At 67.9% G+C, this 1,276-nt stretch carries 1 protein-coding gene and 1 pseudogene; one reads left to right on the forward strand and one right to left on the reverse strand.

Going from position 1 to position 1,276, the window contains the following annotated elements; genetic code table 11:
* The first annotated feature begins 80 nt into the window (after positions 1-80).
* The gene (locus KDK95_RS34645) at positions 81-854 is read left to right on the forward strand and encodes a hypothetical protein (protein WP_212522588.1); all 774 of its coding nucleotides are present in this window, start codon (positions 81-83) and stop codon (positions 852-854) included.
* A gap of 187 nt (positions 855-1,041) precedes the next feature.
* Here the strand turns inward: KDK95_RS34645 and KDK95_RS34650 are convergent.
* Positions 1,042-1,276: pseudogene (locus KDK95_RS34650) on the reverse strand (hypothetical protein); the annotation flags it as partial.

Genomic DNA, 1,276 nt, shown 5'->3' on the forward strand with positions numbered 1-1,276 from the left:
GCGGGTGCCCTGGCCGGGGGGGACGGCGGGGGTTCGGCAGGGTGCGGACCACGGTAGCCACAGAAAGCGATACCAGACGAATGAGTTTCTCCATATCGGGCAGGCGCGCGGTCGCCCTCGTCGGCTGCGCGGCGCTCTCGCTGAGCGTTGCGGGCTGCTCTTCCAGCGGCTCGGGTTCGAGCGCCGCCGGTTCGAGCGCCGGCAGTTCGAGTTCGAGCGCCGGCAGCTCGGCTGCCTCCTCTCACGCGGCTACGACGGCTGAGGCGGATCCGGATGCGGGGCTGCCTACCGGGACGCAGCTCAAGGCGGACCTTCTGAGCACGGGGCTTCCGTCGGGCTACTCGCTCGACAGCAGTGGAAGCGTCGACACGGGGTCGGACTACCAGGCGCCCTCGGACTCCCAGCCGGCCAACGGGAGCGACTGCTCAAATCTGGGGGCCACGAGCTGGGTGGACTTCGCGGGGCACGGGTCGGTGTCGTTCGCCGAGAACGACTACGTGGACAAGGCCACATCGGAGGAGTTCGCGCAGGAGATCGATGCGTTCCAAGGCACTACGGCGCAGGCCGTGATGGCGGCGCTGGCGGACATCACGGCCAAGTGCCCGTCTTACAAGGACTCCAGCACCGGCAGCACGGTGAAGGTCTCCGTTGCCACGAGCGCGTCGCCTGAAGACGGCTCCGTCGTGATCACGCTGTCCGACTCGGCGTGGGAGGGGACCACGACCCTGGAGGCGGTTCGTGTCGGGCGGTCGGTGGTCACCGTCCTGTGCTCGACGAACTCGGGCAGCGCTGCGATGGCGAAGTCGACGGCCACTCAGATTGCGGCGAAGGTGGCCGCGGGCGGGAGTAAGTGAGCAGGTGGCTAGGGGAGGAAGTGAGTAAGTGAGCAGGTGGCTAGGGGCGGAAGTGAGTAAGCGAGCAGGTGACTAGGTGACTAAGTGAGCCGGTGAGTGAGGGTGCCGAGCTCCGGGCGGATCTGGCAGTGGCCCGGCACGGGGGTCCGGGCCACAGAGCCGTTCGGTGTTCAGGTGCGCAGAATCGTCAGGTGGACATTGAGCGCCGCTTCAGTTCGTCGGCGAAGCGGCTCCACGTTGCTGAGAAGCTCTCGGCCAGCTCGATGACGACGTCCGCGCGGTGGGCGGGGACGACGTCGACCAGACTCGACCATTCCGCCGGGTCGATGGTCTGCGTGACGAGCAGGCGAAGGAGGCCTCTGCCTTGCTCGTTGAGGCGGAGGGAGGGGTCGGCCGCCAGCATCTTGACGAGTGAGCTGGGG

The sequence above is a fragment of the Actinospica acidithermotolerans genome, assembly GCF_018139625.1.
Taxonomy (GTDB): domain Bacteria; phylum Actinomycetota; class Actinomycetes; order Streptomycetales; family Catenulisporaceae; genus Actinospica; species Actinospica acidithermotolerans.

Excerpts from the sequence above, each read along its gene's own strand:
- KDK95_RS34645 (WP_212522588.1), top strand. The coding sequence starts at position 81 with ATGAGTTTCTCCATATCGGGCAGGCGCGCGGTCGCCCTCGTCGGCTGC.